11 protein-coding genes are annotated in these 13,826 nt (G+C 60.6%); 3 read left to right on the top strand and 8 right to left on the bottom strand.

Features of this window, described 5'->3' with window-relative positions; all coding sequences use genetic code 11:
* Window positions 1–7 precede the first annotated feature (7 nt).
* Window positions 8–493: a helix-turn-helix transcriptional regulator gene (locus AABC73_RS12350; protein WP_341523821.1), complete on the top strand. Its 486-nt coding sequence runs from the start codon at window positions 8–10 to the stop codon at window positions 491–493.
* 249 nt (window positions 494–742) lie between these two features.
* Window positions 743–1,555, top strand: coding sequence for a class I SAM-dependent methyltransferase (locus tag AABC73_RS12345; RefSeq protein WP_341523820.1), 813 nt, complete (start codon window positions 743–745; stop codon window positions 1,553–1,555).
* Window positions 1,556–1,851: 296 nt separating this feature from the next.
* Here AABC73_RS12345 and AABC73_RS12340 read toward each other — a convergent pair whose 3' ends face one another.
* From AABC73_RS12340 to AABC73_RS12310, 7 genes are all read right to left on the bottom strand, one after another.
* On the bottom strand, window positions 1,852–3,114 hold the full coding sequence (locus tag AABC73_RS12340) for a Zn-dependent hydrolase (RefSeq protein ID WP_341523819.1): 1,263 nt from the start codon (window positions 3,112–3,114) through the stop codon (window positions 1,852–1,854).
* 39 nt (window positions 3,115–3,153) lie between these two features.
* On the bottom strand, window positions 3,154–4,335 hold the full coding sequence (locus tag AABC73_RS12335) for an amidase (protein WP_341523818.1): 1,182 nt from the start codon (window positions 4,333–4,335) through the stop codon (window positions 3,154–3,156).
* On the bottom strand, window positions 4,332–5,339 hold the full coding sequence (locus tag AABC73_RS12330; RefSeq protein WP_341523817.1) for an ABC transporter ATP-binding protein: 1,008 nt from the start codon (window positions 5,337–5,339) through the stop codon (window positions 4,332–4,334). The genes AABC73_RS12335 and AABC73_RS12330 overlap by 4 nt, the downstream gene beginning before the upstream one ends.
* Window positions 5,336–6,379, bottom strand: a complete 1,044-nt coding sequence (locus AABC73_RS12325; RefSeq protein ID WP_341523816.1) for an ABC transporter ATP-binding protein — start codon at window positions 6,377–6,379, stop codon at window positions 5,336–5,338. Before AABC73_RS12325 ends, AABC73_RS12330 begins: the two co-directional genes overlap by 4 nt.
* A 2-nt stretch (window positions 6,380–6,381) precedes the next feature.
* Window positions 6,382–7,275: an ABC transporter permease gene (locus tag AABC73_RS12320; RefSeq protein WP_341523815.1), complete on the bottom strand. Its 894-nt coding sequence runs from the start codon at window positions 7,273–7,275 to the stop codon at window positions 6,382–6,384.
* Between the two features lie 2 nt (window positions 7,276–7,277).
* Window positions 7,278–8,231 (bottom strand): ABC transporter permease, encoded by a 954-nt coding sequence (locus AABC73_RS12315; protein ID WP_331151227.1) that lies wholly within the window; start codon window positions 8,229–8,231, stop codon window positions 7,278–7,280.
* A 113-nt stretch (window positions 8,232–8,344) separates the two neighbouring features.
* Window positions 8,345–10,018 (bottom strand): ABC transporter substrate-binding protein, encoded by a 1,674-nt coding sequence (locus AABC73_RS12310; protein ID WP_341523814.1) that lies wholly within the window; start codon window positions 10,016–10,018, stop codon window positions 8,345–8,347.
* 325 nt (window positions 10,019–10,343) lie between these two features.
* On the opposite strand from AABC73_RS12310, the gene AABC73_RS12305 reads away from it, so the two are divergent.
* Window positions 10,344–11,360 carry a substrate-binding domain-containing protein gene (locus tag AABC73_RS12305; protein WP_341523813.1) on the top strand — a complete coding sequence of 339 codons (1,017 nt, stop codon included), beginning with the start codon at window positions 10,344–10,346 and terminating at the stop codon, window positions 11,358–11,360.
* 6 nt (window positions 11,361–11,366) lie between these two features.
* On the opposite strand, the gene AABC73_RS12300 is transcribed toward AABC73_RS12305, so the two are convergent.
* On the bottom strand, window positions 11,367–13,802 hold the full coding sequence (locus tag AABC73_RS12300) for a TonB-dependent receptor (RefSeq protein WP_341523812.1): 2,436 nt from the start codon (window positions 13,800–13,802) through the stop codon (window positions 11,367–11,369).
* Between the last annotated feature and the right edge of the window lie 24 nt (window positions 13,803–13,826).

Genomic DNA, 13,826 nt, shown 5'->3' with positions numbered 1-13,826 from the left:
TATCCAAATGCCTGGGATTGGTCAGCGGCTTAAACAGGAACGTTTGAAACTCAAGCTCTCGCAAAGTGCGCTAGGTGCGATCGGCGGCGTGGAAACCAATGCGCAAGGCAACTACGAAAACGGAGTACGTTCACCCAGGGCGGACTATCTGTCGCGTATAGCTCAGGCGGGTGTCGACGTGGCTTATGTGGTGACCGGCTTGAGACTGTCGGCGCTGTCCGACAACGACGAATCACCCGTAACGCCCCTGCACCAGGGCGTAACTGAAAGGCTGCCTGCCGAAGATCCGCTGGCGACTGTGGTGGAACGCCTGCAGGGCAGCCTGCACGACATCTCTGACCACCTTTATCAGATGACTCGCCTGGCTGACGCGAGGATTGAGCCCGGCAAGTCCGACACCTTGCAAACCCAGATCGACACGATCAAAGGCGATGCGGAAGCCATTGCTCTGGCCACCATCCGCTTGATCTTTGTTACTTCCCGCTTGAACTGACCAGCTTTCAACCGGAGTCACTCTAACGCCGACACTGTTAGTTATAAGTTTAAAACCAACCGGTCTATCCGCACGGCTGGCGGCGCTTGCGTACTGCCGGGCGAAAGCAGCTATGTTCATAACTTCCGGCAGCAGGATTTCCATCGTTGCAGGTGTTGCAGACTGTTCAGATGTTGCATAGCTACCTGGTTTTCTCGGCATGGCATATCCGTCTGCCAAACCTGCATTGAGAAGACAGGGAGCCCGATCATGAGTGAGCCACTCGATCTACACGCATTGAAAAACCGCCAGATGACGGCATGGGCCAGCGGCGATTACGCCGTGATCGGCACAACGTTGCAACTGGTCGGCGAACTGCTGGCCGAAGCCTGCGACCTTCGTTACGACGAACGCGTCCTCGACGTTGCGGCCGGCAATGGTAACGCCACCCTCGCCGCAGCGCGCCGTGGTTGCGTTGTGACCTCCACCGATTACGTCAGCGGCCTGCTCGAACGCGGCCGCGAGCGCAGTCGTGCCGAGCATTTCGACGTAAGCTTCCTGGAAGCCGACGCTGAAGCCCTGCCCTTTGAAGACGCATCCTTCGACGCGGTGTTATCCACCTTCGGCGTGATGTTCACCCCCGACCAGCCGCGAGCCGCCGCTGAATTGGCCCGGGTGTGCCGCTCCGGCGGACGCATCGGCCTGGCCAACTGGACACCGGAAGGCTTCGTCGGGCAAATGTTCAAGACCCTGGGCAAGCACCTGCCACCGCCAGCCGGTGTCAAACCGCCTTCTCTGTGGGGTGTGGAAGACCACTTGAAGCAACTGTTTGGCGATAACGCGGCGGGGATGAATGTGACGCGCCGCGAGTTCAACTTTCGTTACCGCTCGCCTGCGCATTTCATTGAAGTCTTCCGCACCTGGTACGGCCCGGTTCACAAGGCGTTTGCCGCACTCCCGCCCGAAGGCGCGGTGGCATTGGACCGCGAGCTTACCGAGTTGCTGACACGCCTGAACCGCGCCGGTGAGTCTTCTTTGGTGGTGCCCAGCGAATACCTGGAAGTGGTGGTTAGCCGGCGGTGAATAACAACGATGCTGGCTGAAGGCACGTAGGACCGGATTTATCCGGGAGGGCGCCGGTCTGATTGGCCAATATTTGCCTGACGCAACGCGGTGTCAGGGCTGACGCCTTCGCGAATAAATTCGCTCCTACGCAGACTGTGTGAAAACGTCACGAGCGAAGACAAGACAAGGCAAAAACAGGCGAAAAAGCGGAGTCTAGGTGTTCTAAATGAGCATTTTTCGCCTGTTTTTAACGCAGTATTGTCGAGCGCAGTAATTTTCACACAGTCTGTACGATTTAAACCAAACGCCGAACCCTACATCGCAGCACTCACCATCGCGCGAAGCAGCACCGCGCAACCGGCAGCCAGGTCTTCGGGGGTGGCGTTTTCGATTTCGTTATGGCTGATGCCGCCCTCGCACGGCACAAAAATCATCCCGGCAGGCCCCAGTTCGGCGATGAAAATCGCATCATGGCCAGCGCCACTGACGATGTCCATATGGCTCAGGCCCAACTGCTGCGCGCCGTCCCGCACCGCATCGACGCAGCGGCTGGCGAAATCCAGCGGCGGAAAGTCAGCCGTTGGCGTCAGTTCATAAGTCAGGCCATTGGCCGCGCACGCCTGTTCGATTGCCTGCTGTAATTCGTCGACCATGGCCTGCAATTTGTCGCTGTGCAGATGCCGGAAATCGATGGTCATCTTCACCTCGCCGGGGATCACGTTGCGCGAGCCCGGATGAAGGTTCAGACAACCGACCGTCCCGCAGGCATGCGGCTGGCTGGCATTGGCAATGCGGTTGACGGCAGTCACGACGTGCGCGGCGCCGACCAGCGCGTCCTTGCGCAATGACATGGGCGTCGGACCGGCGTGGGCCTCGACGCCGCTGAGCGTCAGGTCAAACCATTTCTGGCCAAGGCAACCCATGACCACGCCAATGGTCTTGTGCTGATCTTCCAGAATCGGGCCTTGCTCGATGTGTGCTTCGAAGTACGCGCCCACCGGATGACCCAGCACCGCGCGGCTACCGGCGTAGCCAATGCGTTGCAATTCCTCGCCCACGACCAGACCGTGCTCGTCCTGTTTGGCCAGGGTTTCGGCCAGGTCGAGCTTCCCGGCGAACACCCCGGAACCCATCATGCACGGAGGAAAACGCGAGCCTTCTTCATTGGTCCACACCACCACTTCGATGGGCGCTGTAGTTTGCAGACCCAGGTCGTTCAAGGTGCGGATGACTTCCAGTCCGGCCATGACGCCAAAACAGCCGTCAAACTTGCCACCGGTGGGTTGCGTGTCGATGTGACTGCCGGTCATGACCGGTGCCCTTTGCGAATCGCTGCCCGGCCGGCGAGCGAAAATATTGCCGATTGCATCGACGGTCACTGTGCAGCCTGCCTCTTGGCACCACTTCACGAAAAGATCACGGGCCTGGCGATCCAGATCGGTCAGGGCAAGGCGACAGACACCGCCTTTGACCGTCGCACCCAACTGCGCGAGGTCCATCAGTGATTGCCAGAGACGCTGGCTGTTGATCAGCGGCGCGTTAGTGGTGAAAAGATCGGGACTGATTTGGGTGTTCATGATGTCTCCAGTCAGCAAAAAACAGGACGAAAATCGTGTTCAGGCCAGGCTTTGCCCGGCAATCTTCACTGCCAGTTTGACCAGGCTCAAGTCGCTGCCCCTTGGTCCCATCAGCGAGATACCCAGCGGCACCCCATCCTTGTTTGCCAGCGGCATGCTCAACTGCGGTGTGCGGCACAGCACGGAAATGGCCAGCAGGTGATGCGAAATCTGCCGCGTCTGCTCGATCTCTTCGTCTTTGGCGCTGAGCAGCGGCGCGATATCCGGCACCGTCGGCATGACCAGCACGCGATCACCCAGCAGAGTTTTCCAGCTTGCCGCAAAGCGGTCACGCAGCGCGCAGGCGTCGTTATATTGCGCGTCAGTGACGGCCTTCGACCAGGCGAAACGCGCCGCTACATCCGGGCCAAGGCACAAGCCGTTTTGTTCGATGAACTCGCCCTGCGCCAGCCACGCTTCGCGGCCCTGAATGTAGCGAAATGCCCAATAGGCATCGGTGAGCGACGGCAGCTCGCCTTGCAGCTTTTCCAGTGCTCCGCAAGCAGCTTCGATCTGCGCCAAGGCCGGCGCCAACGCGTCGAGGGAAGCGTCCGGCAACATCCCGAACAACGCTTCGCTTATCAGCAGTTGCGGCTGATCCGGCAAAGGCGTGGAATCCTCGCCCAGCAGACACTCGCCCACCAGACCAAAAACCTTGGCGTCGCGGGTGAAATAACCGGCGGTGTCCATGCTTTCGCACAGCGCCTGGGTATTTTCCAGAGAGATGCGACCATGACTCGGCCGCAGGCCGAACAACCCGCAATAACTGGCGGGTGTGCGCACCGAACCGCCGGTGTCGCTGCCCATGGCGAAGTCGCACAAACCGTTGGAAACCGCCGACGCCGATCCTGAAGATGAGCCACCAGGAATGCGGTCGTGGGCCGCACCATTACGTGGCGTGCCGTAATGCGCGTTCTTGCCGCTCATGGAGAACGCCATCTCGTTGGTGTGCGCCTTGCCGATCAACTCGGCGCCCGCATCCAGCAAGCGTTGAATGGTCGGCGCGGTGGTGGTTTTGATTCCCGACATCGCCAATACGTGTGGGTTGCCGCCGCCCGTTGGGTAACCGGCGACGTCGAACAGGTCCTTGGCGACGAAGGTTAATCCGGCCAATGGGCCGCTGGGCGCACGGGGCACTTCGACGGCCGGGTATGGCATCAAGGCAAACGCAGAATCAGTCATGACAGGGACTCGCAAAGAGGTTGAACGGGGACCTGACTCCAGTGATGGCAGCTCACTGAGTGGTCGGAAATGACGTCTTCGATGGCAGGCACGACGCGGCGGCACAGGTCGCTGGCCCGCGGGCAACGGGCCGCGAATGCACAACCGTCCGGCAGGTTGGCCAGGTCCGGCGGCGCACCGGGGATACTGATCAAGCGCTCGCCCTTGCGCAGGCCATCTTTGGGCCGCGTGCCCAGCAGCACTTGCGTATACGGGTGCTGCGGGTTGTCCAGCAGCTCGGCCAAAGGTGCCTGCTCGACAATCCGTCCGCCATACATGACGGCGACCCGATCGGCGACTTCCACGGCCGCACCAATGTCGTGGGTGACGAAGATGATCGACAGACCCAGCGCCTGCTGCAACTCGCGCAACAGGATCAGAATCTGGATCTGCACGGTCGCATCCAGCGCAGTGGTCGGTTCGTCGGCGAGCAGGATTTGCGGCTGACAGGCCAGCGCCAGGGCGATCATTGCCCGCTGGCGCATGCCGCCGGACATCTCGTGCGGGTATGCATCCAGACGCTGTTCCGGGCTGGGAATGCGTACCCTGCGCAAGGCTTCCAACGCCGCCGCACGGGCGTCGGCCCTGGACATCGGCCGATGGCGACGCAGCGCTTCGACGATCTGCTGGCCGATGGTGTAGACCGGGTCCAGGGCCAATAGCGGCTCCTGGAAAATCATCGCCGCCACCGGCCCGCGCAGCGCCTGCAACTGGCTGCGCGACAACGCCATGAGGTTTTGCCCGGCGATCTCGATCTGGCCTTCGATGCTCGTGGAGCGCTCGGAATGCAGGCGCATCAAGGCACGCAGGGTCACGCTTTTACCGGAACCGGATTCGCCGATCAGCGCCAGCACTTCGCCCCGCGCTACCGACAGGCTGACACCGTTGACCGCCGACAAGGTTTGCCCGCCGCGCTTGAAACGGACCTTTAGGTCGCGCACGGCAACCATGGGTTCTTCGCTCATGCCAGCGCTCCTGTGTAGATCAACTCCGCCGATGGACTCTGGCTGTGCCCTGCCCCCGGTTGCACCATCAGGCACGCTGCGAAATGGTCGCTGCCGGTCATGGTCAGTTGCGGCGCGGTTTGTCCGCAGACGGTTTCCGCATGGGGACAGCGCGTGTGAAATCGACAGCCGGATGGCGGATCAATGGGACTCGGTGGATCGCCCGAGAGCGGCGAAACCAGCGTGCGTCTGGCCGGGTCCATGGATGGCATCGAAGTCAGCAGCGCCTGGGTGTACGGATGCTGCGCTTCGCAAAACAGCGCTTCGGCAGGCCCGACCTCGACGATTTCGCCCAGGTACATGACCATGATCCGGTCGGACAGATAGCGCACCACGTGCAAATCGTGGCTGATGAACACGTACGTCAGTTGCAGGCTGTCCTTGAGGTCGAGCAACAGGTTCAACACCTGGGCTTCCACGGATTTGTCCAGCGCCGACACCGCTTCGTCGAGAATCACCAGACGCGGGTCCACTGCCAGGGCGCGGGCGATGTTGACCCGCTGGCGCTGCCCGCCGGACAGTTCGTGGGCATAGCGTCCGGCGAAACGCGTTGGCTCCAGGCCGACGCGACCCAGCAAGTCACGCGCCCGTTGCAAGGATTCGCGCTGGCTGACGCCATGCACCGAAGGCCCGAACGCCACGGACTGCTCCATAGTCAGGCGCGGATTCAGTGACGAATAGCTGTCCTGAAACACCATCTGCACCTGCCGCCGATAATCACGCAACGGCAACTGGTGCCCGCCCACGCTCATGGCATCGAACACCAGTTCGCCGCTGTCATGTTCGATCAGCTGCATCAACAATCGGGCCGTGGTGGATTTGCCACAGCCCGACTCGCCGACCACGCCAAGGGTCTCGCCCTTGTGCACCACGAAATCGATGCCGTCGACGGCGCGAACCACGCTACGTTTGCCCAGGCCGCCTTTGACCGGGAAGTGTTTGACCAGTTTTTCCACTTTCAGCAGTGGCTGCGCTGGACCGCCAATATCGCGCTTGGTCATAGTCAACTCCGAATCGCCATGGCCGCCCGCAAGCGGTCGGCAAGCACGTTGAAAGAGATCGAGGTGATGAAAATCATTGCTCCCGGCAACGCGGATACCAGCGGCTGGGTGTAGATGGCGGTGCGCAGGGTGTTGAGCATCAGGCCCCATTCCGGCTCCGGCGGGGTAACGCCCAACCCGAGAAACGACAGGCCCGAGGCAAGGATCATCGACACCGAGATCAAGCCGGTGGTGAAAACAAAGATCGGCCCCAGCACGTTGCCCAGCACCTGAGTGCGAATGATGGTGAACGAGCCTGCACCAGACGCCCGCGCCGCTTCGATGTAGTCGCGATTGCGCACCTGGGTGGTGACGCTTTCGGCAATCCGCGCCACTTGCGGCACGAACACCAGGGTCAGCGAGATCAGTGCGTTGTTCACCCCGGCGCCCAAGGCTCCGGAAAACGCGATGGCCAGCAGCACCGAAGGGAACGCATAAAATACGTCCACGGTGCGCATGATCAGGCTGTTCAGCCAGCCGCCAAAATAACCGGCGATCACACCAATGGCGCCACCAATGAAGAACGCGAAAATCACCGGCGTGATGCCCATGAACAACGACAGGCGCGCACCCAGCATCAAGCGCGACAGCAAGTCACGGCCCAGCTCGTCAGTGCCCAGCGGGAAACCTTCGGTACCGATCGGCTTGAGGCGTTTGAACATCGACGTGGTGAACGGATCCCCCGGCACGATCCACGGGCCGAACACCGCGAGGACCAGCAAGGCAAGGATAACGGCTGCCACCACCAGGGCGACCGGGTCGCGACGCACCCGACCGAACACTTCACTCCAGTAACCCGGCGAGCTTTCAACCGGGGTGATGACCGGCGCGGCCGGTCGCAGAATCGACAGGTTCATGCTCAGCCCCTTTTGATACGTGGATCAAGCAGCGTCTGCAGGATATCCACCAACAGATTCAGCGTGACGAAGAACAAGGCCAGCACCCAGATCGTGCCCTGCAACAAAGGCAGGTCACGCTGGAAAATCGCCGAGTTGAGCAGCAGGCCGGTGCCAGGCCAGGCGAACACGGTTTCCACCAGAATCGAACCGCCCATCAGGTAGCCGATCTGCAATCCCATCACCGCCATGGCGGTCGGCGCGGCATTCTTGACCACATGCAGGAACAAACCCCATTCACCCAGGCCCTTGGCGCGCAGACCAATGATGAATTCCTGGGACAGGGTTTCCGCCACCTGCGCCCGCACGGTGCGGGCAATGATTCCGGTTGGGATGACCGACAAGGTAATCGCCGGGAGGATCATGAATTGAAAGTGCGCCCAGTCCCACGCCCAGGCCGACTGGCCCATGGGTCCGCCACCGGTAGCCGGCAGCCAGCCCAATTGCGAAGAGAAGACGATGACCATCAGCATGCCCAACCAGTAATGCGGCACGCTGACGCCGATGGCGGAAATCGCCGAGGCGATCTTGTCCAGCCAGCTGTCCTGAAAGTAGCCGCCGACGAAGCCGAACAGGCTGCCGAGGACAAAACCGAACAAGGTCGCCAGTACCGCCAGACGCAATGAATAACTCACTGCATTGAGCACTTCACTGGTCACCGAGCGGCCGCTGGCAATCGACATCCCGAGGTCGCCATGCACCGCATGCCAGACCCACAGGCCAAATTGCACTGGCAACGGTTTGTCGAAGCCATAAGCCTGAACCAGTTGTTCGCGCAGCGCTTCGGAAGCATCCGGGGGCATTACCGACACCAGCGGATCACCGGGCGCCATATGCACCAGCATGAAACACACCAGCGCTACGCCCAACAGAATCGGAGTCGCCAGCAGTACGCGGCGCAAGATATAGGCAAGCATAGGTTTCCTCACTTGGATCAATCACGGAAACGACGTCAACCGCGCGGACTCCGTAGGACCGGCTTCGTCTCCCGGCTAAAGCCGGTCCTACGGATAGGGTATTGCAGCGCTTCTCAGTCCTGCTTGGAGACCAGCGACAAGTCGATGAACCAGCTTTGCGGCTGGACCACGCCGGTGACTTTCGGCGAAATGGCCCGTGGACCCACGTCGTGGGCGACAAACAGGAACGGCACTTCATCGACAATCGCCGCATGCAGCTTGCCGGAAGCTTCGTCCAGCGCCTTCGGATCGAAGGAGTTGCGCACCGTGGTGATCAACTTCTCGACCTGTGGCGAGGCGAAGAATCCCCAGTTGTTGGAAACCGGCGGGAAAGCCTTTTCACTGGAGAAACGCACCATGCCGAAGTACGGGTCCATGACCGCCGCGCTGACGTTGATCGCATTGGCGCCTTGGGCTGCCGGGTCTTTGGCACCCAGACGCCAGCCGCTGAACAGGGTGTTCCATTCGGTGACGGCGATGTCCACGTCGAAATAGCAGCCCTTGAGGCTCTGCTGGATGTATTCGTTCATCGGCAGCGGCTGCATTTGCCCGGAGCCGGAGGCCGACGTCAGGACCTTCACCTTGACCGGGTGATCCTTGCTGAAACCGGCATCAGCCATGAGTTTCTGCGCAGCGGCCTGGTCATACTTGATCTTGAAATCCGGATTGCCGTACCACGGCGAATCTTTCTCGTAGATGCCGGTGGCTTCCTGCATGAAACCGCCCAGATACGCCTTCAGCTCGCTGCGATCCAGACACAGGTTCGCCGCCTGACGCACGCGCTTGTCGAGCCACGGCGAACCCGGCGCGAATGAGAACTGCCATGGCCACAAGTGCGGCTGGCCGTTGGCGTAGATCTTGAATTTCTTGCTCTTGATCTGCTCGATGGCGTCCGGCGCGGGCGCTTCGATCCAGTCCACCTGACCGGACAACAGCGCCGCCGTACGTGCGTTGGCTTCAGGCAGTGGAATCAGCACCACATGGTCGACCTTGGGAATGCGCTTGGGGTCCCAGTAGCCGGGATTCTTGTCCAGCACCAGTTCCTGGCGCGGCACCATGCGGTCCATCTTGAACGGTCCGGTACCCACGGAATGGCTGGCGAATGCCGTCCAGGCCAGCTTCGAGCGTTCCGCCGGATCGGTCGTGGCTGCGGGAACGGCGGCGAAATCTTTCTGCCAGGCCGTTGGCGAGGCCATGAACAGGTTGGTCAGGTTATATGGCAGGACGGCATCGGGTTCGCTGGTGGTCAGTTCGACGGTCAGGTCATCGATTTTCTGCGCGCTGCGCAGGGTCGGCATGCGCGACACCGTCATGCCGATCTGGCCCGGCGCATATTGCGCGGCCTGTTTGTCGAGGACTTTATTGACGTTCCACACCACGGAATCTGCGTTGAACGCCGAGCCGTCATGAAACTTGACGCCGGGACGCAGCTTGAAAATCCACTTGGTGTGATCGTCCGGCTTGACTGCCCATTCAGTGGCCAGCCCTGGAATCAATGTGCTGGGCTTCTCACCTTGCGACAGGTCCCACTCCACCAGGGAATCGAACATGGTGATCCCGGTGAATCGGTTGCCCTCATAACCTTGATCTGGCTGCCCGTGAGTCAGCGGAATATCTGCAGCGGTCATGGCGATGCGCAAAGTACTTTCGGCCATGGCGGCCAATGGCGACAAAGCACCAACGGCGATCGAACAGGCCAGGGCCAGCCGGGTAAAACTACGTGCGCGGGGTTCTGAAGCATGCGTCATGGCGAGTTTCCCATCAGTCAGGTAAGGAGAGCTGACAGGCTCAACGCAATGCTCATACCAACTTTTTAATTGTCCGTAGCGCAACCCGTTCGACAATCATAAAACTGCATATTTTTCAATAATCTATGGCGATTTATAAACACTGTGAAATTTTTACCCAAACGTTTGGGTAGTGTTGCGCAACGGTTCGTGCAATCTTTTGGTACGCAACGCTCCATCGTGGCGCAACGGCCTGCTTACCGGTCCTGGATCGGTTGAGTCTGTGCAGCGACCCGACTTGATGCGAGCATGGCACCCTGCTCATCTGCACTTTCAGGCGTACCCCATGAACAGACGTCCGGCTACGCTTCGCGGTATCGCCCAGCAACTCAATATCCATGTTTCAACCGTCTCGCGAGTCTTGAACGGCACGCTGGATCACGCCGGTCGCGCGGCCTCCAAAGACACCATCGAGCGTATTCGCGCGCTGGCGGCCAGCCTGGATTACCAGCCCAACACCCATGCCAGGACTCTGAAAACCCGTAATAGCCGTGAGATTGGCGTGCTGGTGCCGAGGCTGTCCGATATTGTGCTGGCAACGGTTTATGAAGGCATCGACGAAGCCGCCAGCGCCATGGGCTATACCTCATTCGTCGCCAATACCCTGGACCTGCCCGAACGTCAGCGCGAACGGGCCGAGCGAGCGCTGGCGCGCAATGTTGCCGGGCTGATCATCAGCGACGTGCACTGCACGAATGAAGCGGGATTTCTTGAGGAACTGGAAGAACGCCAGGTGCCGTTCGTATTGGTCAGCCGACGCCGGGGCCAACACTGTTCGATCACTTCCGACGACGAAATGGGCGGTCGACTGGTTGCCGAGCATTTATTCGCCCAAGGGCATACGCGTGTCGCGGTGATTGCCGGCGAGCCGCACAGCAGCAACGCAATGGAACGCACCGCCAGCTTTGTCGAGTATTACCGGGAGCAAGGTATCGAAATTGCTGCTGAACGGATCATCCCCGGCCATTTCGATACGCAGACCGGTTTCAGCACCGGCGAAATCCTGCTCGCTCATCCGCAGCCGCCCACGGCGATTTTCGCCGTCAACGACTTCCTCGCCATCGGCTTGTTCGGTGCCCTGCGCAATCGCAGGCTGGTGGCCGGGCGTGACATCGCCGTGGTCGGCTACAACGACACGCCGCTGGCTGCCCACCTGCAACTGACCAGCATCAGCACCAGCATGCATGCCCAAGGCGTGCAAGCCGTGCAAACCCTGCTCAAACGCCTGGCAGGGGAACCGGTGCAATCCCATCGTTTCCCGGCGCTGCTGAAGGTACGGGCCAGCAGTCTTTGCCGGCCGTAATCCAGACTAGAAACCCACCGTCGCCGACACTAGCCAGGTGCGCGGTGTAGACAAGGTCAAGCCGGCCGCTGCATCCGACGACGTAGCGGCAGAAACCCAGTAAGTCTTGTCCAGCACGTTTTCGACTGCGGCGCGCAGGGTGATCGGATTGCTGCCCAATTTGAAGGCGTAACGCCCGCCCAGATCGTAGCGCTGCCAGGCGTCGATTTTCTGCTCGTTGGCTTGATCCAGGTATTGTGAGCCGGTGTGGATGGCCCGCGCGGTCAAGGTCAAGCCCGGCAACCGGTTGATGTCGTATTCGAGCCCCATATTGGCATTGAGGATCGGCGAACCGGTGCCGCGCTTGCCGTCGTACTGGCCCAAAGCGGTTTTGGTCTGCTCGCTGTCGAGCACCATCACCCCGCCCAGCAGACGCACGTCGCTGGCGAGTTCGCCAAACAGGTTCAACTCGACGCCCTGATTACGCAGTTCGCCATCGGGCTTGAAGTTGCCGCTGGCGTCGGTGATATAGCTTGGTTGTTCGATGCGGAACACGCTCAAGGTCGTGGCGAAGCCGCCCATGTCGAGTTTGACGCCGACTTCGGTCTGTTTCGATTTGTACGGCGCAAACACTTCATCGCGGTTGGTCGCCGTGGTCGGCGCGGTTTCGCCCTGGCTCAGGCCTTCGATGTAATTGGCGTACAGGGAAATGTTGTCGGTGGCCTTGATCACCAGACCCGCCGCTGGCGACGTGGCTTGCTCGTCATATTGCTGACCGAGCACGCCATTGGCATAGGCGTCGACCTCGACCCGTTGCAGCCGCGCGCCGAGGGTCAACAGCACCCGATCATCGAAGAAGCTCAAGGTATCGGCCAGCGCCGCACTGGAGAACACATCTTCGGTGTGAGTCGAGGTGTCGAAGCGATTGGGCACGCCCGGATATGGCTGCAACACCGGGTTGTAGAGGTTGCTGACGCGGGTCAGGTAACGCTCGCCGCTGTTATCGAATTCCATGTCGAAGCGGTTCAGGCTCAGGTTGACGGTATGGCCAATCGGCCCGGTATTGAACCAGCTGCGCGCGCCGACGGTAAAGGTCTTGACCTCTTCGTCGCGCTGAAACGAGCGAGGGGTCATGTTGAAATTACCGTTGCTGTTGGTGACCTGCACCGCGTGACGCAGGAAGTCGTACTCGCCACTGCGCGCGCCGGCTGCGGCATAGACCATCAATGAATCGCTGACGTCATACTCGCCACGCACCGCGCCGAAGGTGTCCTTGGAATCGGCGTAAGTCCAGGGCTGGGCAAAGTTGTGATGGATGTCTTCGGCCTTGGGCATTTTTATCCCGGCGGCGACTTCCACTCGTTCGATAGGTGCATCGCCGTGGCGCTCGGAACGACCGAAATCAAGGGACAAACGCACCCGCTCTTTCTTGAAATCCAGGCCGATCACCGCTGCTTCGCGCTCCACCGACTGATGATCCCACTCGGTTTCGCCGGACTGACGCACGCCATTGAAGCGCACGCCGTATTCCTGTTCATCGCCAAAACGTCGACCAATGTCCATGCTGCCGCCGAACTGGCCCGCAGACGCATAGCTGCCGGTAAATTCGGTGAGTGGATCCTTGCCTGCGCGCTTGGGCTCGATATTGATCCCGCCACCCACGCTGCCACGGGGCGCGATGCCGCCGAGCAGTGCGCCGGGGCCTTTGAGGATATCAATGCGTTCGACCATCTCCATGTCGATGGAATACGTCGGCAGCACGCCGTACAGACCGCCGAACGACACGTCGCTGTTGTACAGGCTCAAACCGCGAATGGAGAACTGCTCAAAACGACCACCGGCCGGATTGGTGGTACGCACCGAAGGATCGTTGGCGACAACATCGCCGAGGGTGCGAGCCTGTTGATTCTTCACCGTCGTGCTGGTGTAGGACGTCAGGTTGAACGGCGTTTCCATGAAGTCATGATCGCCGAGCATGCCCTGATTGCCGCGTCGCGTGACTTGCCCGCCGGAGTACACATCGCCCTGTTGATCAAAGCGGCTGCCGTCGATGGAGGTTTGCGGCAACACCATCGAGCCATTTTCACTGGTCGGTGCCGCAATCAACGTATAGGACTGATCGGCGACCGGCTGCAATTGCAGGCCAGTGCCTTGCAGCAAACGGGCAAAACCTTCCTGGGGTGCATAGTCGCCCGTCAGCCCGGCGGTGTTGCGACCGGCGACCAAGGCCGGATCAACCGACAGACTGACACCGGCCTGCGCAGCAAAACGGGTCAATGCCGAGCTCAGGCTTCCGGCGGGGATCTGATAGTTGTGTCTGGCGCCCTCTTCGGCCCATGCCGGCGCGACCAGCACCGAACCCGCACCCAGCCCGACCAGAACGCTGGCGTGGCAACTCATTTGAAGCAAAGGACGCATGCCCAGATGGGTCAGGCGCAGACGTCGAAGAAAAACTGCGGGCATCGGAACACTCTCTTATTTCGTTCA

The organism is Pseudomonas sp. G.S.17 (assembly GCF_038096165.1).
Classification (GTDB): Bacteria; Pseudomonadota; Gammaproteobacteria; order Pseudomonadales; family Pseudomonadaceae; genus Aquipseudomonas.
Note: the sequence above shows the minus strand (reverse complement) of the source record. Positions and strands in the feature narration are given on the sequence as shown.